Here is a 21,536-nt window from a genome sequence, read left to right on the forward strand (position 1 = left end):
CAGCCGAGCAGAAGCACATAGTAGAGGTATCTACCCCGAAGTGAGGCCTCTTTTAGATTCTTCACTGGTCAAAAAACATCTGGACGCGATAGGTTAGCAAGGGGCAAAACACGCTTGCAGGAAAGGGGTCGTAAGCATGGATAGGAAAAGTTACTAATGTCGATGCCTTCAGGCGCAGACGGACTGGGCAACCATTGATGCTCCCGTTCAATTCCCATTTCCAATTTTCTGATTGTGGGTGTCACCCAGCAATGTATTAACGCCAGGTGATAAAAGCCCAATAGTCTTTGCTACGTGGAAGCGGAGGTAATAATCAGTCATGCAGTACGAAAGGTAAGTAATCTAAACAACCGCTATGACTTCCAGGGCCAAACGTTTGAAATCGATGTTGTTTAGATATGTGAGCTTGGTATTTTGCGCATGCATAGCCCTACCATCGGTTGCAGATACTCTAGGCACCCCCGTGTTGCGCCTAGACAAAGTAGTCATGGTGATGCGCCATGGCATCCGCCCGCCGACCGAAACTGCGGAGTTGCAACGTTGGTCGGCCAAGACTTGGCCCTCGTTCGGCACCCCCGACGGCCAATTAACCACCCATGGCCGAGCGGCCACAGTGTTGCTGGGGCGTTGGCAACGGCACACATTGGATTCACTCGGTTTGTTCCAGGCTGGGCATTGTCCACAGGCAGGGGAGGCATATGTATGGTCCAGTCCCGTCGCGCGTACTCAGGCCACCGGTTCGGCGCTGGTACAGGGGATGTTCCCCGGCTGCGGCATAGCGGTACACCATGTAGGGAAAGACGAAGACCGGCTGTTCCACAGTTCTAAAAATGGCTTGGCGCCACTGGATCCAGCGCTAACCCTGGCGGCTCTGCAGGCCGCTATGGGCGGCAGCATTGCTGCCGCTCGCCAGCGCTTTGCCGTACCCGTACAGGCTATGGATCAATTGGTGGGGGTGCCAACGTCCTGCGAGAAGAGTTCCTGCGCCCTGAGCGAGCAACCTTGGTCGCTGAAAGAGGACGCTGGCAAGATCAAGCTCAGCAGCCCGCTGGATGTGGGCGCGGCTATGAGCGAGACTTTCCGTATGCAGTACGCTGAAGGCTTGCCACTTGACCAGGTGGCCTTTGGCGAAGGTCGTACCGCTGCAGACGTATCGCGTTTGATGGGGTTGCGTGCGTACAAATACGCGCTGAGCAATCACGTACCTTACATCGCCCAGAGGGGAGCTTCTCAATTGCTCGGACAAATCCTTTTGGCCCTGCAACCGGCATCTGTGGGCGGCCCACCTGGTAGCAAATGGTTGGTATACGTGGGTCACGATAGTAATATTGCGCAGTTACGCACCTTGCTGGAGTTTGACTGGAAAATTGCCGAGTACCCCGAGAATGACGCGGCACCGGGTGGCGCTATTGTGTTTGAACGCTGGATAAACAACCGCACAGGTGCACAGTTTGTCAGCGTTGCCTATGTGGCGCAGAGCCTGGACCAATTGCGCAATTTGTCCAACGCACCGCCGTATAAGGTTCAGTACTTAGGGTATGCCGGTAGGAAAATGATGCCATTGAAGGCGTTTGTTGCTGAGATGGGCGCACGCATCGATTGGTCCGCGACCGAGCTACAGCGTTACGACAGCTCATTTTGATGTAAAAACTTCAGTGATATCCGGAAACTGCTCCTGGTGCTGTTTGGTGGTGAGTTGCCTTTCTCTCGGCGCTGGCGTCCCATGATAATTCGGCGCTATTAAGCTTATCCACTAGCGTCAGATTCACTTCGCTGCCCTCCGTGGTTCTGTCCATAAAATACAGGCTTGCGTCCAAAGACCTACAGTGCCGACAGGCGCAAACTGGACTCAATTTCCAGCCGTAAACAGGTCTAAGAATGATCGAATATGTGATTGATGCTCCCCGAGCGCCGTTTCTCAATGTGGACGGCGACAGTCGTCAGTTTCCGATCCGCCGGGTGTTTTGCGTAGGCCGTAACTATAGCGACCATGCCCGTGAGATGGGACACGATCCCGATCGTGAACCGCCATTTTTCTTTACTAAACCGGCGGATGCAGTAGTAAGCAACCCCGATGTCATTGCTTATCCGCCGCTGACTGAAGATCTCCATCATGAAGTCGAACTGGTGGTAGCGATTGGCAAAGACGGTGTAAATATCAGTCCTGAACAAGCGCTTGAGCATGTCTGGGGATATGGCGTAGGCATTGATCTGACGCGACGTGATATTCAGGCTCAGGCGAAGAAAATGGGCCGCCCGTGGGACTGGTCCAAGGGCTTTGACGAGTCAGCACCTTGTTCGGCTCTGCAGCCCGTTTGCCGTGTCGGTCATCCTGGCAACGGTACAGTTTGGCTCAAGGTTAACGGTGAGGAGCGACAGCGCGGCGATCTCGCCGACCAGATCTGGTCGGTGGCTGATGTGATCAGTTACGCTTCCCGTGCGGTAGCTCTGAAGGCGGGAGATCTTATTCTTACTGGTACACCGGCGGGCGTGGGGGCGCTGCAGGTAGGTGACAAAGTTGAGGCAGGTATAGACGGTGTGGGTGAACTGACTTTCAGTATCGGAAAAACTGCCCTTGGCATTGAGGCCTGAGGCTGATTAAAGTGTGGCATGCCGCTTAGGGTCACAGTCATGTCACCTCCAATCCCGATACAAACCTACGATATGCAGCAACGTAGCGATCGTCCTGATTTCTACATTCGCGATAAATCCGGCCGTGCAGCATTGACTAGCCCTCATAAGCACGATTATTTTCAGATCCAGATCAATCTGGGCGGAGATACCGTGCAGCACATCGGTGGTTCTGTGCGGCTTTTCCCCAAGCGAGCCCTGGCCTTCATACTGCCGCATCGTCTTCACATGATTCCCCATCCAGAAAACGGGGAGTTCATGCTCTTAAACTTCGCTCAGCACTTCCTATTGCCGCAATTGCAATGCGATCCTCTCGATCTGGAAGATGTGCCGATCGCCCAGGCGCCCGAGCTGACGCCCTTTCGTTTTCAGGAGCATCTGGATTTTATCCTCGATGAAGGCGCGTTCGAACAACTGACCCAGTGGCTTTCAGATATGCGTGCGCTGGATGCGCAGCGAGGATTTGGCGCGCGCGAACGTCTCAAGGGTTATCTCTTGAACATCATCGGTTTAGTGTGCCAATCACATGCTTTAGCGTTACAAGCGCTGGCCGCTGATGATGCTGCCGGCAAGGGTCGAGCTGACGCGCTAGGTAGGGTGCGTAACTACATTCGCCAGCATGAGCATCGCCCGACTTTGACGTTGAAGGAGGCAGCAGCCGAAGCGTTCTTATCACCTAACTACCTGACGCATCTGTTAAAGAAAGAAACCGGGAAAACTTTTTCGCAGTTGGTCTTAGATCGCAGAATGCAACTTGCGCGTAGCTTGCTACTGGCGCAGCACAGTACGATTGGCCAAGTGGCACTGGCTTGCGGATTTGTCGACGAGGCTTACTTTTCTCGACGTTTTCGCAAGATGCACGGGATGGCACCCGGGCAGTATCGACGCACCGTAATCGCTGCCGGCATGAGTGTTTAGGTTCAAACTGTCCGAACAATTCTCCGAGACGCGTCGCTGATTTGCTGGTAGTCGGCAAGCGTACTGGGCCACATCAGTTTTTTGATCGCCTCGGCTGTGCTCTGTTGGGGGAGCGTAATTGCGGTTGTTGTTCAAAATCAGACGTTTCGTGGCCGTTGTGCTGGTGAGTATGACTACAGTCCTGCCATGAAGCTCAACGGATGGAAGCCAAAACGCATGATTTCCAAAGAACAAAGGGGGGATAAGCGCCAGCATTTCAACACAACTCGCCAACTAACGACGCTGTCGCTCTAGAAATCGCTGCTGCGGCGCTGATCGCCTTCGTTGTACACCATCTGAGCGTTAGTGCTCCAGTCAAGGTGCGTGTTGTGGATTGCCCGACTTTCGCCCAGTGGCTGCAGTTAGGGACCTCCCACTCGCGAGTTCTGCGCGTCAGGCAGTCCTCTTTGACGATACTGCATTCGGCCTATATCACAGGATTCGAAATCCTTGTGGTAATTGCTTGCGAAATTGCCCCCCGCTCACTGGTGCCGACTTTACAGTTAAGCTCTCACCCAACGTAGACAGGTTGGGCGAGAGCTCGTAAAAACATTAAATTTTGAAATGCCCGACGAGTTTGTTGAAGGAGATAGCCAGTCTCGAAAGCTCATTACTTGAAGCACTCGTTTGATTGGCGCCAGCTGCGGTCTGAGCAGATAGATCCTGTACGTTAACCAGGTTACGGTCGATCTCCCTGGCCACTTGTGCCTGCTCTTCAGCAGCGCTGGCAATCACCATGTTGCGTTCGCTGATCTGATGCACGCCTTCGCTGATTCGCTTGAGGGCTAATCCTGCCTCGGTGGCTAATGCTTGAGTGTTGAGTACGAGGCTCTGGCTTTTACTCATGGCCAGCACTGCATCATCAGCACCGTCACGAACTCGACTGATCATTAGCTCAATCTCCTTGGTGGAAGACTGAGTACGATGGGCAAGCGCTCGGACCTCATCGGCGACTACGGCAAAGCCTCGGCCTTGTTCTCCAGCTCGCGCTGCTTCGATTGCAGCATTCAGCGCGAGGAGGTTCGTTTGATCTGCTATTCCGCGAATCACTTCCAGCACCCTGGTGATGTCATGAATCTGGAGAGCCAAGGCCTCAACGCTCCTTGTGGAGTCAGTAATGGCAACGGTCACCGTGTCAATGGCCGTCACGGCCTGCTGCACTTGTTGTTGCCCCCTGGAGGCTTCATCGGCGGTTTTGCTGGATATCTCGGAAGTGCTTACTGCATTTCGAGCAACTTCTTCAACGGCAGCAGTCATCTCGGTCACCGCTGTAGCGGCTTGCTGTATTTCTCCGCTCTGAGTCGCCAACCCTCGTGTACTGTCCTCTGTCACTGCGGTCAGTTCCTCCGCCGCGGACGCCAGTTGATCTGCAGCGCTAGCAATTTGCTGAACAGTACTTTTGAGGTTGAATTGCATGTCACTCAGAGACTGCAAAAGTTGTCCAGTTTCATCCGTGCCACTGACCTCTACGCTATGAGTCAGATCACCTTTTGCAACCCGGCTCGCAGCCTCCACCGACTTATACATTGGACCAGTAATCATTTTAGTCGTCACAAAGCCAAGGACAACCGCGCACATGACAGCGATCAAACATCCGATGCTCAATATCCAAGTAAGTTGGGAATAGGCTTTTTGCGCGATCAGTGTTGCCTCATTAGCTTGTCGTGTATTCGAATCAAGTATTACCTTGAGGTCATCTTTGATGTCCTGGTAAGCCGGCATAATGCTAGACGTTGCGATCTCTCGAGCCCGCTGAACATCTCTTTTATTAAGGGCGTTAAAACCAAGGTCTACTGCAGCGATGTAAGCTGGCCAATCACGCTCAAATCTATCCCCAGCAGCTTTCTCATCCGCCTCAAGTGGCGTTTCCCTATAAGCTCTAAATGCTGCCAGGGCCTGTTCTTGAGTGCTGCGATAGGAGTCTTGATTTGCTTTGATATCCTCAAAGCTTGCATTTGCAGCGGTAAGGACGATAGCCTTGAAATAATCGCGGTTAGTGGCAATTGCGTTAGCATTTGCAATTTGCCCTTGATTAATGGAGGTTAAATTGTTTACGACTATATCCTCTATCTGATCGCTCAGCCTATTAAGGCCGCTGAACCCCAGCATGGCCACTACTATAGTGATCAGGGCGCATAAGCCGAATGCTATCATTAGTTTGGATTGCAGTCTAAACGATGTAACTGATAATATGGACATGTTGTATCAAGCCTGTGAGTTGGATAATTCGTCTGTCAATCTGGGTGTCCCAAAATATAACGGACGAAGCACGAAACGGTCTTCACGCTTCGGCCAGCTCGGCAAAAGTTAAATGAAGAATGATAACCCAGGTAGGGTTTTACCTCCTGTTCGGACAGACTGGTTTCTTAGATTTTTTCGCAATTAATCGATAGGAGGGTAAGGTCCAAGTTATCAAGCAGATATAAATTGTAAATAAGCTCGGATCTGGCCCGGTCAAACTCTGCGTAATTTTCGCGGGTGGCTTGAATGCTAGTGTAGCTGGTAGCTAAGGCCGAATTACCGCTTTGGATGAGGCAGTTGGTCGACTCGATCAATAACTTTTGCAAACGATGCATCTCTGAACGCAGAGTATTTATGTCGCGTCGTAGCCTGTTTTCCATCAAGCCTAGTCTGACCACGTTGTCGGCATCAGTGGTCATCGGGAAGTTTGTGAAAGCGCTGGTCAAATCGTGGTAGGTGTATTTTAGATTTTCGGCAGCGGCGGCTGTTTTTTTTGCACATGCGGACATGTCATGAGAAAAACTAATAAATGCTTGGACGCTATCGATGTTCAGTGTTGGTACATTCATCAATTGAACTCATTTTTGTCAAAATTCAACCATTCTTAATGGCATTCCGAAAAAGGATCATGAGTATTTCCTGTATGCATCGGCTAACAGATTGCAAATGCTTATTTTTAAATTTATACATTAGGCGCGTTTATCTGAAGGTGCAGGTAAATTATTTTTCATGAAGATAACTTGGACCTTCTCAAGAAGGAAGCTCAGTTTTCCCGGAATAGAAAATAGTTGCGCGTTTTTTTTAGAAATTACGTTTTTTTTGAAGACTTTGAAGGAGGCTTACAAATTTAGCGAAATGTCTGGTCTGAGCCGCTGATATGCTTCATGAAGCAGGTGGTCTTCGCCGAGCGCGTTCAGGATTGTGGTTGAGGGCAAGCAGCGTGATGCCTATCGCTGGATAGGTGACTTCGCTGGACGCTCACACTGCGGCTACTTAGCCAGAAGTCTAGAGCCGTTGTATACCACCTCGAGTTGCCGGCCCTGTAGGGTCAGTGAGGTCGCCGCATAACACCGGGCCAAGCTTTCACTTCATAGACGGCGGTAGGTGCCGGGTGTCGCCTCCAAAGCTCGAGCTGTGGTGAGCCATCCCAAACAAAACCATGGCCTCTTTGAGTAGAAATATACCGCTTTGAGGCGAGTCTCTGGTTTGCGTAGCTGAGGGGCATAGTAGGCTTGTGCTTATTTGCGATGCAGGGCAATAACGTATTCGCAAGTTACCGGCGTAGCGTTTTCGAACGTGCAAGCTTCTTCAGGTAGGCCCAGCTGAAGGCAGTCGCCCTGTTCCAATATGTAGAGGGTAGCGCCTTTGGTAAACGTTAATGTGCCTTGCGTGATCCATACCTGCTGATGAAGAAATACGTAGGCGGTGGCAGGGTAGCTGACACGAACTCCCGGCGGCAGTTTTACGCTGATCAGCTCCAGCGGCCACCCCTCCCGCGGAGATATTTGCTGGCGTGTGTAACCCGTTTCCGGGTCCACCCAGCGCGGTTGCTCCGCGGCTCTTGAGAGAAGTCCCGAGCGCCCCTCGGCGCGATGCAGAAGGGTGGAGAGGGGCAAGCCGAAGGCTCCCGACAGCCGACCTAGAATCGTCGAGGTAGGGCTGACCTGGGCATTTTCAATTTTGCTAATCATTGCCTTTGATACACCGGAAAGCTGGGCTAGCTCGCTGATGGACCATTCACGCGCGGTGCGCTCGGCTTTGAGGGTCAACGCGATATCAATGGGTTGATTGTTCACTATAAGAAAATTCCAGATGGAGAAGATTTGACTCTAAGCTTAGCGTTCGATGCGCATTTGATTGGTGCGAAAAATAAATAATGCACTTATTTTGTGCGTAAAACTCCTTATTCAATAATAACTCATTGATATAAATCGTAAAATTGCATCGATCTTTTTTTGTTTCAAAATAAATCTATTGCTCTTGGCGTCTTTGATTAGAAGTATCAATTTGTGTGTGCGAGTCGTTTGTTTACTATGTGAAACATGTGGGGTGGCATTCTGTCACTGTCTTCCAAGCTACCTTATCGTATTTGGGGGTGTCTATGCCGGCTCAGCAAATGGAACAAGGCTATCTGACGGGTGAGCAAATCATCCATTCGATTAAGGAAATGATCACGGCTTCGGGGATCAATACCAACGCATTCTATAAAACGTTTCGCCAGGCCCCGCTGCCTAAGGCAACGTTGAAAAAAGTGTTTCAGCAGTACTTTTATTACATCCGTACTTTCCCTCAGATCCTGGCAGGTACTTCGCACCGCACCGACAGCGAAGTGATTCGAATGAAGTTGGCGCGCACGGTAGTGTCTGAGCTTGGTGATGGAGTGGGCGAAGCACACTTCATTATGTTTGAGCGTGTACTTGCCGGCGTCGGCATCACGTTGGATGACTGGAAGAAGGTTGAATACATTCCCGAGGCCAGCGAGCTGGTCGATGGCCTGCGTCGAATTTTCCTCGAGGGTTCGACAGAGCATGCCATTGGTGCTCATTACGTTATCGAAGAGTTCGGCTTTCCGATGATCGCCAACCTCTACGAAGGCTTCCGCCTCTACAGCGGGTGGAAACACGAAGACTTCACCTACTTCTATCTGCACATGCTGGTCGAAACCGATCATGTGCAATGGATCAGTGATGCGGTCATGGAGGCCGCCCGGGACACTGACAACGGCAACGATATCCTGGAGGGCGCTGCCGATGTGCTGAACTTGTTGACCCGATTCTGGCAAGGACTCAACCGAGTAGCCACTCACGCTTGAACGATCAAGACAAGGGGGGCGGGAAGCCATGGATGATTGGACATTGATTGGTCGAGTGGCGCCCTTCAGGGATGTCAGTGCATATGCAGCATCCTCAGGGGCCTTGAACCTGTCGCAAGGACTTCCCGAACCCCTGTTTGACAATGCCATGAATGCGGCGTTGGCCCGCCAGGTACGGGCGGGCTGGCAGTACGCCGACCCTCGCGGCGAAATGATCTTGCGCGAAAGCATTGCGGGCCACAATGCCGGCTATGCGCCCGACACCGAGGTTCTGGTGACCAGCGGCTGTACCGAGGCCTTGTACTTGGCCCTCTACGCAGCGTCCACGCAATACGGCAGCAAGGTCGCGTTTTTTGAACCCTTCTATCCCTATTACCCAGGAATGGCGACATTGTTGGGGTTGGAGTTTGTTGCAGTGCCGTTATCGGTGGGGCATTCAATCGGTCCCGACTGGGCAATGCTCGAACAGCAATTGCGTGCCGGTGTTCGCATATTGCTGCTTAATACGCCCCACAACCCGACAGGGTGGTGCATGTCCGCTGATGATTGGCAGCACATGGTGGCGTTGGCAAAAAACCATGACTTCATGGTGATTGTCGACGAAGCCTATCGTCACTATCAATACGACACTGACGCACCGACGTGGTACCCCCACCAGCAGATTCCCATGATGGTGGCCGGTAGCGCTTCAAAGTTGTTGTCCATGACGGGAGTCCGGATCGGCTGGTTATGCGCGCAGGCAACCTTCATGGAGCGAGCCTATGCCCACCACCTCTACCTGAGCTATTGCCAACCTACTCCCATACAGGCAGCCGTTGCTGTTTTGCTTGATGAGTTGACCGTCGGGCGACTCGATAGCTTGCGTGAGCATTACAAGCACAAACGTGATCGCCTGGCTGGTGCACTGCTGGCTGCTGGGTTGGATATCCGGTTACCGGCAGGCGGCCATTACATCATGGCCGACTATTCACGGCGGGCGCCTTCATTGTCTCCGGTTGAATTCAGTCAACACCTGGCCGTTCGTTGCGGGGTCATGCCATTGCCCGCGACGCCTTTCTACCTGGGGCAGTGCCCTACCTATGTCAGGTTTTCTTTCTCGGTAGCCAAATCGATTGTTGATCAAGCCTGTGCCCGTCTGGAGGATTTTTGAAATGGAGCAGCATGTATTCGACGTCATTGTCGTAGGCGGCGGTCCAGCAGGGCTTGGCGAGTGTATCAGGCTGATCGATCTTGGCCTGAAAGTCGCTGTCATCAGCGATGTATTCGGGGGGTGCATGGGCATGATGGGAGACCATCAATTGCAGTCATATTGCAATGAACTGGAGATCGAAGGTGCGCCATATCCCTTGCATCGGTTCATGCGCAAGTTGTGCATCAGCCCCACCGGTGAGGAATACGCAGCTTATATCCGGAGCAACTTCAAAGCCTTGCCATTGACCCGGATCCAGCAACGAGCGGTCACCGTCAGCAAGGCCCAGGAGCTGTTCGAGGTGAGTCTGGCCCCGGGCTCCCAGCATCATTCCTTGCGCGCGCGGCAGATTATCCTGGCAACGGGAATTCGCCCGAAGGCGCCGCCCTTTGAAATGCCCAATGCCCGTTGGTTGAATTGCTTTGAAGTCTACCAAATGGTTGCGCGAGGCCAGGCCCAGCGTTTCCTGCAGCAGGATGTGGTCATCTTCGGCAGCGGTAACAGTGCGTTTCAGATCGCACTGTTGTTGGCCCCGTTCGCCCGCAATGTGTCGATCCTGATCAAGTCCTATCTGGGACTGTACCCCCAAGAGACCGATGATCGCTTTGCCCTCAGGTCCCTGAGCCAGCGCACGTTGGAAATGATTGCTAAGACTTCCTCCAGTTCCTTCCAAGGGCCACTCAACAGCGCAAACTGTACGGGCCGGGCCAATATCTGGCTGCATGCCTACAACAGCATTCGCCCGGACGGCGACAAGGTCGTCCTGGACCTTCCTGCATCACTCAACGGCAATTCGCTGCTCCAGGCGTCCTGTCGCAAAGCTCAAGAGGTGGGCCGGCTGGTCGCTGCCCAGGCATCCGAGGGGTATGAGTTGCACTTGGATGTATCGGCGAAGGACCAATGCCTGGTTTCGGCCATCGGCGTCACCGCACAACTCCCCGCCACCGACTGGCCGCAACTGCTCAACCAGCAAACCGGCTTTACCTGTCATCAGGATGGGAAAAGCCCTGTCGCCGGTCTGTATTTCGCGGGTGCAGCTTCAGGCTATGCGTCGATCAACACGATGGTGCCCGCCGCCGCAGAAATGAGTGCCGAGACATCGTTGCAAGAAGGACTGCGGTCATGGGCGTGAGGATGTTCCAGCCGCTGCGTCTGGACCTTGGCGACGTGCTAGGGCTGTCGGCAGCAGAGCTCAAGCAGGCCATCGCGCAGGCCAAGGTGCTGGTCATCGCCAACCAGGACGTCAGCGTTGCCCCCTATGTGCAGTTGATGCGCAGGCTGGGCTCGCCTGTGCATCACGTGTTGGCCAAGTACTGCCTTGAGGACTATCGGGAAGTGCTGACCGTGACCAATCTTCATCGGGACGGCGAAGCCTTGGGAGTGCATGAAGGAGGAGGGTATTGGCACACCGACATGTCGTACAAATCGGCGAACACAGTGTTCACGTCACTGCTGTCGGTACGTGTTCCGGACCAGCACGGGGAGACCCAATTCATAGATTGTGTCGCAGGCCTGCATCAGGTTCGCCAGTGGCTGGAAAGTCCAGGTTGCCCGCCGCACCTGAAGGGTCTCGACCTGGAAAACCTGCGGATTCACCACCGTTTCGGCAATCGCGACACGCTGCGCAATGTCGACGCCGCAGTGCAACAGCTCAATCCCCAGGAGGCTGGCGCACTGGAAAACACCGTGGTCCACCCCCTGGTGTACAAACACCCGCTCGCCCGCACGGCGTCGCTGTATGCGCCGGCCGCCACGGCCATGCAAATAGACGGGGTAACGCCTGTACTGTCCCATCGCATTCTCGACAGTCTGGTCGACTTTCTTGTCCAGCACGCGCCGCGCTATCGGCATGCCTACCGCCCAGGCGACATCGTGATCTGGGACAACCTCTCAACGCTGCATAAAGGTCCGCCAATACCCAAAAGTGAAGGGGGCGCCGATGCGCGTCTTCTCTATCGCATGAACGTCGACTTCCAGTGAGGCACTACCATGATCCAGACCATCGTTTTCCTGACGCCCCATTACCTCAACTTTGCCTCCGAGAAGGCGTTGCAGACGCTGGGTCGAGATTGCCGGACAGTGCTGATTGCCTATCATGCCGACGTCCTGCCGCCTGCGCTTGAGCGTAATGTCTCGCAGATTGTGCGTGTGGATGCCGACCTGCAGCGCAACATCCGTCCGCTGCTGGATCATGACCAATGTCGCAGCATCGTCAGCGATGAGCTGCGAGCCGTGCAGGGCAATACTTCGTCATTGCGTATTTTCTGCCAGGAAGAGTGCCACGTTGAGCTGGCGGCTCAGTTGCGCGAGGAGTTCGGATTAGAGGGCGATACGCAGGCGATCGTGGCGAACTTTCGCGACAAAGTACTGATGAAGCACGCAGTCAGCCAGAAGGGGATACGCATTCCCGAGTTTGTGCCACTGGATCACGTACGGCTATCGGCTGAGCCGCAGGCTTACTACGCCGAGCTGACGGCGCGATTGGGCTTGCCCCTGGTCCTGAAGCCGGTGAACGCAGCGGGCAGTTTCGAGGTGTCGATCATTCGCAACGAGGCCGAATTCATCAAGGCCCGCGAACAAGTATTGGCCTCGCCGTATCATTTTGATTATGAGGTGGACGAGTTCATCGACGGCGACATGTTCCAGTGCGACTCGTTTGTGGTTGACGGTCAAATCCGTTACTGCGGTGTGCTGGAACTGGGCTGCACCAACTTCGACTTCGTCCAGGGCAAGCCCTTGAGCGTGATTCCCGTGGCCGACCCCACGCTCAAGGCAACCCTGGAAGCCTTCAACCGGGACGTGATTGCGGCCCTGAACTTTCGCAACGGTTCGACGCACCACGAGGTCTTCGTGGACCGCAAGCGCGGTTATCCGGTGTTCCTGGAAATTGCCGCACGCGTACCTGGCGGCATCGGGGTGCCATACCATGAGAAAAACAGCGACATCAACCTGATCGACGCCAATCTCTACCTCGTAGCTGGCGCTGCGGCGCTCGATGACATCAAGCCCAACGAGAAGAACAATGTGGTGTCCGCCTTGTTGCCCTTGCGCAAAGGCCGGATCAGCCAGCTCAACGAGCCCCCCATTTCCAGTACCTACAACATCGACTGGCGGGTCGCCCCCGGAATGGTGGTGGACTCCCGGTCCCTGGCCGATACCGCGGGCATCCTGACTTTGTATAACGCTGATCCAAAGGTACTTCGCGCTGACTTCGAAGCCTTGCAGCACTACGTACCGACCCAGGTGGAAGTGCTGGAGCCGGGCACCGCTTGATCAATCCAGTAGGCGGCAGGCAGCAGGTTTTTCTCAAGGAGCAGGCATGAAGACAGGAATACTCGGTGCCGTCAGCATGGCGGTCTACTGCATCTCGACGGCGCTCTCGGCCGTCTGGGTCATGGTGGCGTTCACCCGTATCAGTGGGGCGGCGTTGACATTCATTACCTTCCTGATGGCCTGGGCGGTATTTTTCGTGGTGCATACCTTGCGAGGTCATGACCCGTTTCGCCTGCTGCGGGAGGAGTGGCGAGGCGTGCTGCTGCTCAATGTGCTGACGTTGTTCAGTTGGTGGTTGATGTTCATGGCATTGCAGCGCATCGAGGCGTCGGTGGAGTCGGCGATCTATCAGGGCTGGATGCCGCTGGTGGTGGTGGTCTGTGAAATGCTGGTGGCGCGCTCCTCGGTCAGTCGTTCCCGCTGGCTGGGCGCGCTGCTGATCCTGTTGTCGCTGATGGCGTTGGTCCTTATGCGTCTCGCGCTTGGGGTCACGGCCCAGGTAAGCCTGGTCAACTTGCATGAGGGCATAGCCCTGGCGACTGTCGCCGGGATCACTGGCGGGATCTATGTGTTCTGCTCGGCTCGACTGAACCGCGACAGCAAGTACAGCGCCATGGATATCCTGTGCGTCAGATTCTTCCTGCTATTGATCGTCACAGGGTGGGTCGGCCGGGAAAATTTGCACCAGTTGCTCACGCTGGATACTGCCATGCTCGGCCAGTTGATCAAGCTGGCATTTGTCAGTGTGCTGATTCCGGTGTTCACCCTGCAATTTGCCATTCAGCACTTGGGAGGCGGGCGGGTGTCAATTCTCACGCCTTGCGTGCCGGTCATTGCCTTGGCCGCCGAGTTCGTGCTCTCCACCTGGCATAGCCCTTGGGTTCCCGTCCTGGTGACGGCGGTGTGCGTGGCGGTGTTGTTGTCCAACGTCTGGTTTTCGCGAGACAGGCGCGCTGTTCATTCTGGGCCCATGCCTGTTGCTCTTCAAAAATAGACTTCTGTTTGCTGGAGATCCCATGACTCTTTCCTTGGCCTTTGCGCAGGGGGCGGCAGACGCTTGCTCGAATGACGGCCGCAGCGTGCTGGCACGCACGTTGGAAATCGCACGAACCTTGATTGGTTTCCCCTCGGTCAGCGACCGCTCCAATCTGGACCTCATCGAATGGGTGAGCGGGTACCTGCATGGTGTCGGGGTGCATGCCCATATCTTATAGTGGTTTCAGCCGCCTAAAAAATTAAGGGTTTTTTAGCTATTTGCTTAAAGGTTTGCATCGTTTCATTGCGTTTGCCTTAATCTTTAATTTGTTAGTAGGTATTCAACATCTAATATATAAGCTCAATTATGGAGCGAGCTTATGTTGATCTTTATGAAGTCGGTGGTTGTTGGGTTGTGCATAGCAGCCCCAGTCGGCCCAATAGGCCTTTTATGTATACAGCGAAGCCTTATGCGTGGTTGGAGGGCAGGTTTTGCGACCGGGCTAGGGGCAGCAACTGCAGACGCACTGTATGGCTTTGTAGGCGCGTTAGGGATCACTGCTATTATCACAACACTGATTACGTTCAAACCTTGGCTGTGCATTCTCGGTGGGCTCTTTCTGGCGTATATCGGCTACCAGACTATAAAATCAAAGGAGCATACCACCGCCTTGTCAGGCGAACGGGCCAGCGTGATGAAAGCCTATTCGACAACGTTGCTTTTGACATTGTCGAACCCGATAACCATTTTTTCATTCATTGCAATATTCGCGTCAATGAGCGATGGTCTGGCCGTCGGCGAAGGCCGGCATTCATTGTGGCCAATGGTGTCCGGTATATTCCTAGGTTCCGCAGTCTGGTGGCTTGGTTTAAGTAGCTTTTCCTCCGTGTTCAAAACCAGAATATCCAAGTCAAAACTCAAACTGGTTAACTACTTTTCCGGCTCTATTATAAGTATTCTTGGTGCGTATCAGGTAGCCGTCGGTATTGTTCTCGCTGTGGGATTCTAGCTTTCCTGAGGGCTTACATGGCTTCTCTTGAGAAGAGTCATGATCCTGGTCTTCACTGAGGGAGAGGACGGTGCTTTTTTTGATATATTCTCGTTCTATGGGTCGGGCATCTGTCGAGATGCGCCTAACAGTCGAAATGGTTTATATTTTTTTGTGTTTGCGGAGTTTGTAAAATGAAGATGGCATATGCGTGAGATTTTGATGTATTCTTTTAAGTGGGTGATATATAGCTCAATTTAAGTACTCATCTTGCAAGGAAGCGCCTTCGTGGATCGTATAGACATAAAAATCTTGAGTGTGGTGCAAGATTCGGGGCGAATCTCCATTACCGAATTGTCAAAGCACGCAGGTCTCTCCATCCCTGCCACGACGGACCGGCTGCGGAAGCTCGAGGATGCCGGAATCATTTCTGGCTATGGTGCTCGGGTTGATCCAGCGAAGCTTGGGTACGGAATATCTGCCGTTGTCGGCATCACTGCCTTTAAACCATCAAAAACTAAGCTGATAGCAACCCTCGACGAAATCCCTGAAGTTGTTGAGTGCCTGCACGTCACAGGCGATGACTCGTACCTCATAAGGATCTATGCTAAGTCAATGGCAGACCTTGAGTGCATCATCGGAAAGGTTAATAACTATGGCGAAACGCGTACAAGCATCGTCTTATCGGTTCCTATCCAAAAAAGACAACTGGTACTTCTACAAAAATAGGAGCCGGACTTAGATGCGGTACTCCCCCCTCCCGGATTGGGTGAAGGTACGTTTTAGGGTGTAATTGTTCATATGAAGATATTTTAGCATGTGCTGCAGGTAAGATTATTCGTCCAGCTCAGCAACCAGCGCGATTTGAGCTCGGTAATGTCCGATATTGTGGCGGGGTCGACTGCAGCGGTATGGACCTGGTCCGAGTCGAGTACACACTGCGCAGCGTAGCAGCTAAACTCTCCCCGGCGCACGAACGCATGGGCATGGAGCGGGTGGTGGGCATGAACAGTTGGCTCGCCGAGTATGGTGTGGCCGTGGAGATTGAACGTAGAAGGTTTCGAATCCATCCGCGCCGCGCCGGTGATGCGAGTGGGTTCACGATGACTCAGCCTTGAACAGGGATGGATATTACCGATGGTCAACTCAGCCTTGCGGACATGGTGCGCAGTCGGTGCGCTGTGTGTGGCCTCGTTTACGATGGTGACGTCCGAGTTCGCCCCCATTGGTTTGTTGTCGCAGATCTCATCCGACCTGGGTCAAACCCCGTCTACCGTCGGCTTGGCGGTGACGTTATACGCATGGATCGGGGCAGCCAGTGGCTTGCTCTCCAACTGGCTGAACCGCTGGATTCCCCGCAAGACGCTGCTGATCGCATTGATGCTATTACTGGCCGTATCCAATGGCCTGGCGGCGTTATCCCCCGATTTTCCGACGTTGCTCGGCTCCCGCGCCGTCGGCGCATTGGCCCATGGGGTGTTCTGGGCAATCGTGGCGGCCACTGCCGCGCATATTGTGCCGCCGTATCGCATGGGGCTAGCCACCTCGATCGTGTTGGGCGGCATTACGATCGCCACGGTTATGGGCGTTCCGTTGATCAATATGGTGGGCCAATACGATGGTTGGCGCACGGCCTTTGCTTGCTTGGCGCTGATGTGTGGGGCCAGCGCCGGTGCGATAGCAGTGGTGCTTCCCTCCGTGCAGATTCATTCGCTTGCCAAGGGGGTCGGGTTTGTAGCGGTTCTGCGGCGTAAGGATCTGTTGATCACTTACGTCATCACCGGGCTGACAGCGGCTGCGCATTTTGGAGCCTATACGTTCGTCGAACCATTTATTGGTCAGGTACCTGGGATTACTGCGTACTTGATCGCTGTCTTGTTGTTCGCCTTCGGGGCCGCAGGTTTCTTGGGCAATCTGCTGAGTGCGCTCTTTATTGATCGCCACTTGAGCGCTTTCATTCTGGCAGCCTTGATTGCGATGGCATTGGCCTTGGTGACCTTGGGTATTTACGGTCCTCTTCTAGGTATCGCGCCGGTAGTTATCTTGCTGGTGATCTGGGGTGTGGCCATTTCCGCGTTGTTTACCGGCCTGCAGACCTGGGTCTTGAGGATTGCCGGTGATCACACGGTACCGGCCACAGCAATCCATACAGCTGTACTGAATAGCGCGATCGGGCTGGGTGTGATTATCGGTGGTGAAGCTCTGAATCTAGCCGGGTTCAAGGGGGCGATGCTATCGGCCAGTTTGGTGATTGCCCCGGCCATCGTCTTGATGATTTCCGCAGGGGTTCGCGCGTGGACAGAGCCCGCCTTCTTGAAACGTGGTGCGCGAGTGGACTAGTCGCAAAGGCTAAGGCCGGCAGATGCAGACGGCGCGCCGCCAGCGAGATGTCCGCCCGTCACCCTAATTCCAGTAGCCCGCTGTTGCTGGATCGATTTGCACGGCGTTATTTAGGCTCAGTTGGGTGAGTTTTGTGAGCTGGTAAGCGTATGGCCCAACGGATCGAAGGCTGCTGACAACCTGTTGGGGGCCGCAAGCGTAATGGCAGTCGTGGAGGAGGGGAGTAAGGTGGAAGTTGATCATATCCAACGGGATTCTGCCTTTGTCGGCCAATACCTCATCGAGATCCAGCGTCTGACTGAGCAGAAGTCCATTGGCGAATTAAGGGGGAACTGGCGGGCTGTTGCGCTCGCGGGCTCTAGGCAGAGCACTGGAAGCGCTTCAGCAGTCGGAAACTGAAATTCAACGATCCCGGTTTCCCGCAATAACCGCCGTCAGAACGGTTTTAGCTGGGTATGCAATGGATGGGATCGAATTGGGCCCATTTATCTTCGTCCATCACCTGAATCGCTCGCAGCGATCCGCTCATGAATTCTAGCCGGAAATGACCTGAAGCGGAGATAATGTCGAGCCAGCCTGAATAATTCAAATCCTCCACGGGGCGCTCATCTTGATCGGTGGTGGTAACCCGAACCAATCGACCCTGATTGGTAACCTCGTATTGATCCATCGTGCATTGGAGGTCCTTCGTAGCAAATGTTGCTCCGTTAGCTCCGTTTGGCATACGGTACCTAAAGGTCACATAATCATACATTGCCATTGCTTTCTCTTTTCGTAACTTGTATCTGTGATTTCGCAAAAGTTTTCACTATGCTGGCAGATTAATAAGTAAGCGACTTAACCTACAGTAGAGACCTAAGCTTGAAGGCTAGCGATCAAGTGCTGAACACAATTACCTGTTCAATCGGTACACTATTATCAATATTGAATCCATTTCTGAGTGGCCAAATCCCGCCTGAATCAAGCACCTTTTGTGAGCGCGCGTAATGACAAATTGGTTATATCCTAGCTTTACAGTTGAGCTCTCACCCAACGTAGACAGGTTGGGCGAGAGCTCGTAAAAGCTCTAAATTTTGAAATGCCCGACGAGTTTGTTGAAGGAGATAGCCAGTCTCGAGAGCTCATTACTTGAAGCACTCGTTTGATTGGCGCCAGCTGCGGTCTGAGCAGATAGATCCTGTACGTTAACCAGGTTACGGTCGATCTCCCTGGCCACTTGTGCCTGCTCTTCTGCAGCGCTGGCAATCACCATGTTGCGTTCGCTGATCTGATGCACGCCTTCGCTGATTCGCTTGAGGGCTAACCCTGCCTCGGTGGCTAATGCTTGAGTGTTGAGTACGAGGCTCTGGCTTTTACTCATGGCCAGCACTGCATCATCAGCACCGTCACGAACTCGACTGATCATTAGCTCAATCTCCTTGGTTGAAGACTGAGTACGATGGGCAAGCGCACGAACCTCATCGGCGACTACGGCAAAGCCTCGACCCTGTTCCCCAGCTCGCGCTGCTTCGATTGCAGCATTTAGCGCGAGGAGGTTCGTTTGATCTGCTATTCCGCGAATCACTTCCAGCACCCTGCTGATGTCATGAATCTGGACAGCCAAGGCCTCAACGCTCCTTGTGGACTCAGTAATGGCAACGGTCACCGTGTCAATAGCCGTCACGGCCTGCTGCACTTGTTGTTGCCCCCGGGAGGCTTCATCAGCGGTTTTGCTGGATATCTCGGAAGTGCTTACTGCATTTCGAGCAACTTCTTCAACGGCAGCAGTCATCTCGGTAACAGCAGTAGCGGCTTGCTGTATTTCTCCGCTCTGAGTCGCCAATCCTCGTGTACTGTCCTCAGTCACTGCAGTCAATTCCTGCGCCGCGGATGCCAGTTGGCCAGCAGCGCTAGCAATTTGTTGAACGGTACCTTTGAGGTTGATTTGCATATCGCTCAGAGACTGCAAAAGTTGTCCAGTTTCATCAGTGCCGCTGACCTTAACAATATGAGTCAAATCTCCCGTCGCGACTCGGCCTGCGGCTTCTACCGATTTATAGATCGGCCCTGTGATCATTGCTGTCGTAATTAGGCCAAGCACAATGGCGCAGACGACCGCGAATAAGCACCCGATAATCAACATCCAGAATATCTGCGAGTATGCAGTTTCTGCAATTCTGTTCGCCTCACCGGTTTGCCGGGAGTTGGAGTCGAGTATCGTAGTAATATCGTCCTTAACATCTTTATAGGCCAATGCTACAGTGGATGTAGCGATTTTTCGGGCTAATTCAGTGTCCCGGTTGCTAAGAGCGGCAAGGCCTGTGTCAACAGCAGCAATGTAAACTGACCAGTCACGTTCAAATCTGTCGCCAGCGGCTCTCTCATCAGCTTCCAATGGTGTTGTCCGATACTCTCTGAACGCCTTCAGGGCTTTCGCTTGATTGTCGCGATAGAACTGAAGATTTGCCTTGATATCGTCCTCACTGGCATTTGAGGCCGCTAACATGATTGCCCTGAAAAAGTCGCGGTTAGTGGCAATGGTGTTGTTATTTACAATTTGAGTTTGTTCGATTGACTTTACATTATTAGTGATTATATTCTGCATCTGATCGTTTAGCTGGCCAAGGCCAGATAAGCCGAGAGCTGCTACTACCACAGTGATTAGTGCGCACAAGCCGAACGCGGTGATTAGCTTGGTCTTTAGTTTTAGATGTCTTAACCAAATCATAGCCGTTGTCCCGTGAAGCATAATAGATATTGAGCGTTCATGACTGTCAAGTCAGATATTACTGGCTGTACATGATAGATCTCAGGCGAAATTGTTTCTAAGTAGCCCATTTTGTCTATGGTTCCAACGCAGAATATGTGTGTTCAATGCACATTCTACCTCCGACTCTGAAGCCTCAGATCAGCTTAGCTTCCTCAAGGTTTTAGCAGTGAAAGGCTGAAGGCCGTTTTAGTACATTTCAATCGTTCGCTATGTAACATGGTCAGCGATCAATCAAACGAAGCCGTGATTCGAGGCTTTCCAGCAAATCTAAACTTTCAATTATATCAGACCTGGCATTACTCAAATCTCTACTATCTTGTGAGTTGTCTATCATGGTGTGGTGATTGGTCGCTAACTGCGCATCGCCATTTTGAATTAATAACCTGATGGATGTAGCCAAGCCTTTTTTTAAACGTAGTATCGCGGTAAGCAGTACGTGCATATCCCGATATAACATTCTTTCCATCAGGGCGTGTTTTACGACCTTATCTGTTTCGATGGTGGGAGAGAGGTTCAGTATTCCTGAACTAACCTCTTTGAAAGCCTCCTCAAACCGTTGAACAGTAACGGATGCTTTGCTTGCTTGTCTCGAGAGATCTTGCGAAAACTTAATAAACGCCAGTCCCGGTTTTCCATTTTGCGTTGGTAGACTCATCGATTGACCTCGTCAACCCTTAAAACTCATTGAATCATAACTTCCACCTGGAACGGGTGCGCAGCTATTTATCCTGTGACTTTGCGACAACACTAAAGTAGGGCTATGATCTGATATATGATTTCAACATTGTCAATTTCTCGCGTAGGCCAATCAGGTGTCTATGATGAGACTAGCCTAGCCGAACGGAGGGCTAACAACCTCGAATCTTCGAAAATTTTCTTGCGCTTTAGTTTAATTTTGCGTTTTTTTTGAATTTTTATTTCGCTTTCTGCATTCAGGCTTTCCGCTTATGTCTCACCCCCGCGCCGCGTCGGCATTAACGATGGTATAGCGGGTAACTAGCCCCACCTGTGCTCATCGTAAGCGAATTGCGAATCATCAACTTTCGGCTTCAAGATGATCGCGTCAGTAGCTAAGCGTTGTCAGGAAGCGCCGATGTAAAGGCGCAGTGGTTAACGGTGACGACCAGTGGCAGCCGGACTGATATGCGGCGCTGCGCATCCCTTCCAAGGGCATGGGGCGTACGCGAACTTGACCAAATTGTGACGTTGAAGACAATCTATCGTGACTTCGATGGTGCTCTATGTATTCAAATCTTACTTCTGGTAATATTTTTGATCTATGCCTCGATAGCGCTGCTGTCGATTCGGAGGTACAGGTTGTGCCATTCATTCGCCCGGTAGTCGTCGGCTTACATTAAGGCTTACGGAAGCCTGATTTCC

General features: G+C 52.8%; 19 protein-coding genes and 1 pseudogene. 13 read left to right on the top strand and 7 right to left on the bottom strand.

The window, feature by feature from the left end; genetic code table 11:
* Nucleotides 1–385 precede the first annotated feature (385 nt).
* From NVB75_RS02260 to NVB75_RS02270, 3 genes are all read left to right on the top strand, one after another.
* Complete coding sequence (locus NVB75_RS02260; RefSeq protein ID WP_258348489.1) at nucleotides 386–1,642, top strand: histidine-type phosphatase; 1,257 nt, start codon at nucleotides 386–388, stop codon at nucleotides 1,640–1,642.
* 236 nt (nucleotides 1,643–1,878) lie between these two features.
* Nucleotides 1,879–2,592, top strand: coding sequence for a fumarylacetoacetate hydrolase family protein (locus tag NVB75_RS02265; RefSeq protein ID WP_258345746.1), 714 nt, complete (start codon nucleotides 1,879–1,881; stop codon nucleotides 2,590–2,592).
* Nucleotides 2,593–2,631: 39 nt separating this feature from the next.
* On the top strand, nucleotides 2,632–3,549 hold the full coding sequence (locus NVB75_RS02270; protein WP_258345748.1) for a helix-turn-helix transcriptional regulator: 918 nt from the start codon (nucleotides 2,632–2,634) through the stop codon (nucleotides 3,547–3,549).
* Nucleotides 3,550–4,140: 591 nt separating this feature from the next.
* Here the strand turns inward: NVB75_RS02270 and NVB75_RS02275 are convergent.
* The 3 genes from NVB75_RS02275 to NVB75_RS02290 form a co-directional block, all read right to left on the bottom strand.
* On the bottom strand, nucleotides 4,141–5,787 hold the full coding sequence (locus NVB75_RS02275; protein WP_258345750.1) for a methyl-accepting chemotaxis protein: 1,647 nt from the start codon (nucleotides 5,785–5,787) through the stop codon (nucleotides 4,141–4,143).
* Nucleotides 5,788–5,954: 167 nt separating this feature from the next.
* The gene (locus NVB75_RS02280) at nucleotides 5,955–6,398 is read right to left on the bottom strand and encodes a hypothetical protein (RefSeq protein WP_258345751.1); all 444 of its coding nucleotides are present in this window, start codon (nucleotides 6,396–6,398) and stop codon (nucleotides 5,955–5,957) included.
* 669 nt (nucleotides 6,399–7,067) lie between these two features.
* Nucleotides 7,068–7,625, bottom strand: coding sequence for an XRE family transcriptional regulator (locus NVB75_RS02290; protein ID WP_005733013.1), 558 nt, complete (start codon nucleotides 7,623–7,625; stop codon nucleotides 7,068–7,070).
* A gap of 305 nt (nucleotides 7,626–7,930) precedes the next feature.
* On the opposite strand from NVB75_RS02290, the gene NVB75_RS02295 reads away from it, so the two are divergent.
* From NVB75_RS02295 to NVB75_RS02340, 10 genes are all read left to right on the top strand, one after another.
* Nucleotides 7,931–8,641 (top strand): iron-containing redox enzyme family protein, encoded by a 711-nt coding sequence (locus tag NVB75_RS02295; RefSeq protein ID WP_044310846.1) that lies wholly within the window; start codon nucleotides 7,931–7,933, stop codon nucleotides 8,639–8,641.
* A 28-nt stretch (nucleotides 8,642–8,669) separates the two neighbouring features.
* Entirely contained in the window at nucleotides 8,670–9,791 is a 1,122-nt protein-coding gene (locus NVB75_RS02300) for a pyridoxal phosphate-dependent aminotransferase (RefSeq protein ID WP_258345753.1), read from the top strand.
* Between the two features lies 1 nt (nucleotide 9,792).
* The gene (locus tag NVB75_RS02305; protein ID WP_258345754.1) at nucleotides 9,793–10,962 is read left to right on the top strand and encodes an NAD(P)/FAD-dependent oxidoreductase; all 1,170 of its coding nucleotides are present in this window, start codon (nucleotides 9,793–9,795) and stop codon (nucleotides 10,960–10,962) included.
* Nucleotides 10,953–11,810: a TauD/TfdA family dioxygenase gene (locus NVB75_RS02310; protein ID WP_258345755.1), complete on the top strand. Its 858-nt coding sequence runs from the start codon at nucleotides 10,953–10,955 to the stop codon at nucleotides 11,808–11,810. The genes NVB75_RS02305 and NVB75_RS02310 overlap by 10 nt, the downstream gene beginning before the upstream one ends.
* Nucleotides 11,811–11,819: 9 nt before the next feature.
* A complete protein-coding gene (locus NVB75_RS02315) occupies nucleotides 11,820–13,103 on the top strand; it encodes an acetyl-CoA carboxylase biotin carboxylase subunit family protein (protein ID WP_258345760.1) in 1,284 nt (427 codons plus the stop codon).
* Nucleotides 13,104–13,149: 46 nt separating this feature from the next.
* Entirely contained in the window at nucleotides 13,150–14,097 is a 948-nt protein-coding gene (locus NVB75_RS02320) for an EamA family transporter (protein ID WP_258345761.1), read from the top strand.
* Nucleotides 14,098–14,119: 22 nt separating this feature from the next.
* Complete coding sequence (locus NVB75_RS02325) at nucleotides 14,120–14,317, top strand: hypothetical protein (RefSeq protein WP_258345762.1); 198 nt, start codon at nucleotides 14,120–14,122, stop codon at nucleotides 14,315–14,317.
* 141 nt (nucleotides 14,318–14,458) lie between these two features.
* Nucleotides 14,459–15,088 (top strand): LysE/ArgO family amino acid transporter, encoded by a 630-nt coding sequence (locus NVB75_RS02330; RefSeq protein ID WP_258345763.1) that lies wholly within the window; start codon nucleotides 14,459–14,461, stop codon nucleotides 15,086–15,088.
* Nucleotides 15,089–15,355: 267 nt separating this feature from the next.
* The gene (locus tag NVB75_RS02335; protein ID WP_258345764.1) at nucleotides 15,356–15,796 is read left to right on the top strand and encodes an Lrp/AsnC family transcriptional regulator; all 441 of its coding nucleotides are present in this window, start codon (nucleotides 15,356–15,358) and stop codon (nucleotides 15,794–15,796) included.
* Between the two features lie 408 nt (nucleotides 15,797–16,204).
* Nucleotides 16,205–17,407 carry an MFS transporter gene (locus NVB75_RS02340; protein WP_258345766.1) on the top strand — a complete coding sequence of 401 codons (1,203 nt, stop codon included), beginning with the start codon at nucleotides 16,205–16,207 and terminating at the stop codon, nucleotides 17,405–17,407.
* A gap of 445 nt (nucleotides 17,408–17,852) precedes the next feature.
* On the opposite strand, the gene NVB75_RS02345 is transcribed toward NVB75_RS02340, so the two are convergent.
* The 4 genes and pseudogenes from NVB75_RS02345 to NVB75_RS02355 form a co-directional block, all read right to left on the bottom strand.
* Nucleotides 17,853–18,167, bottom strand: coding sequence for a hypothetical protein (locus tag NVB75_RS02345; RefSeq protein ID WP_258345768.1), 315 nt, complete (start codon nucleotides 18,165–18,167; stop codon nucleotides 17,853–17,855).
* Between the two features lie 306 nt (nucleotides 18,168–18,473).
* The gene (locus NVB75_RS33230; protein ID WP_375378927.1) at nucleotides 18,474–19,337 is read right to left on the bottom strand and encodes a methyl-accepting chemotaxis protein; all 864 of its coding nucleotides are present in this window, start codon (nucleotides 19,335–19,337) and stop codon (nucleotides 18,474–18,476) included.
* A pseudogene (locus NVB75_RS33235) lies at nucleotides 19,332–20,135 on the bottom strand (MCP four helix bundle domain-containing protein); the annotation flags it as partial. The pseudogene NVB75_RS33235 and the gene NVB75_RS33230, both read right to left, overlap by 6 nt.
* Nucleotides 20,136–20,376: 241 nt before the next feature.
* A complete protein-coding gene (locus tag NVB75_RS02355) occupies nucleotides 20,377–20,811 on the bottom strand; it encodes a hypothetical protein (RefSeq protein WP_258345771.1) in 435 nt (144 codons plus the stop codon).
* Between the last annotated feature and the right edge of the window lie 725 nt (nucleotides 20,812–21,536).

Origin of the sequence: Pseudomonas sp. CBS (assembly GCF_024734645.1) — a bacterium.
Lineage (GTDB): Bacteria > Pseudomonadota > Gammaproteobacteria > Pseudomonadales > Pseudomonadaceae > Aquipseudomonas.

Excerpts from the sequence above, each read along its gene's own strand:
- NVB75_RS02260 (WP_258348489.1), top strand. The coding sequence starts at position 386 with ATGTTGTTTAGATATGTGAGCTTGGTATTTTGCGCATGCATAGCCCTA.
- NVB75_RS02315 (WP_258345760.1), top strand. The coding sequence starts at position 11,820 with ATGATCCAGACCATCGTTTTCCTGACGCCCCATTACCTCAACTTTGCC.
- NVB75_RS02270 (WP_258345748.1), top strand. The coding sequence starts at position 2,632 with ATGTCACCTCCAATCCCGATACAAACCTACGATATGCAGCAACGTAGC.
- NVB75_RS02275 (WP_258345750.1), bottom strand. The coding sequence starts at position 5,787 with ATGTCCATATTATCAGTTACATCGTTTAGACTGCAATCCAAACTAATG.
- NVB75_RS02265 (WP_258345746.1), top strand. The coding sequence starts at position 1,879 with ATGATCGAATATGTGATTGATGCTCCCCGAGCGCCGTTTCTCAATGTG.
- NVB75_RS02325 (WP_258345762.1), top strand. The coding sequence starts at position 14,120 with ATGACTCTTTCCTTGGCCTTTGCGCAGGGGGCGGCAGACGCTTGCTCG.
- NVB75_RS33230 (WP_375378927.1), bottom strand. The coding sequence starts at position 19,337 with ATGCAAATCAACCTCAAAGGTACCGTTCAACAAATTGCTAGCGCTGCT.
- NVB75_RS02280 (WP_258345751.1), bottom strand. The coding sequence starts at position 6,398 with ATGAATGTACCAACACTGAACATCGATAGCGTCCAAGCATTTATTAGT.
- NVB75_RS02300 (WP_258345753.1), top strand. The coding sequence starts at position 8,670 with ATGGATGATTGGACATTGATTGGTCGAGTGGCGCCCTTCAGGGATGTC.
- NVB75_RS02330 (WP_258345763.1), top strand. The coding sequence starts at position 14,459 with ATGTTGATCTTTATGAAGTCGGTGGTTGTTGGGTTGTGCATAGCAGCC.
- NVB75_RS02305 (WP_258345754.1), top strand. The coding sequence starts at position 9,793 with ATGGAGCAGCATGTATTCGACGTCATTGTCGTAGGCGGCGGTCCAGCA.
- NVB75_RS02345 (WP_258345768.1), bottom strand. The coding sequence starts at position 18,167 with ATGGCAATGTATGATTATGTGACCTTTAGGTACCGTATGCCAAACGGA.
- NVB75_RS02355 (WP_258345771.1), bottom strand. The coding sequence starts at position 20,811 with ATGAGTCTACCAACGCAAAATGGAAAACCGGGACTGGCGTTTATTAAG.
- NVB75_RS02295 (WP_044310846.1), top strand. The coding sequence starts at position 7,931 with ATGCCGGCTCAGCAAATGGAACAAGGCTATCTGACGGGTGAGCAAATC.
- NVB75_RS02310 (WP_258345755.1), top strand. The coding sequence starts at position 10,953 with ATGGGCGTGAGGATGTTCCAGCCGCTGCGTCTGGACCTTGGCGACGTG.
- NVB75_RS02320 (WP_258345761.1), top strand. The coding sequence starts at position 13,150 with ATGAAGACAGGAATACTCGGTGCCGTCAGCATGGCGGTCTACTGCATC.
- NVB75_RS02340 (WP_258345766.1), top strand. The coding sequence starts at position 16,205 with ATGGTCAACTCAGCCTTGCGGACATGGTGCGCAGTCGGTGCGCTGTGT.